This is a genomic window from Paraburkholderia sp. SIMBA_054 (assembly GCF_046534875.1).
Lineage (GTDB): Bacteria > Pseudomonadota > Gammaproteobacteria > Burkholderiales > Burkholderiaceae > Paraburkholderia > Paraburkholderia hospita.
On the sequence record NZ_JAWRXV010001832.1, the window covers coordinates 1 to 231 of the forward strand.

At 69.3% G+C, this 231-nt stretch carries 1 protein-coding gene; it reads right to left on the reverse strand.

The window, feature by feature from the left end:
• A partial coding sequence (locus tag SB822_RS61370; protein WP_410859702.1) for a molybdopterin-dependent oxidoreductase occupies positions 1-231 on the reverse strand: 231 nt, incomplete at both ends.

The following is a 231-nucleotide window of genomic DNA, read 5'->3' on the forward strand; positions in this document are numbered from 1 at the left end:
CTCGTACCAGGTCGCGGTCGGCAGGACGATGTCCGAGTACAGCGCGGTGGTGCACATGCGGAAGTCGAGCGTCACCAGCAGGTCGAGCTTGCCTTCGGGCGGTTCGTCGCGCCAGCGCACTTCCTGCGGCTTGATCGCGCCGGCCTCGCCCAGGTCCTTGCCCTGCAGGCCGTGCCGCGTACCCAGCAGGTGGCGCAGCATGTACTCGTGGCCCTTGCCGGAGGAGCCGAG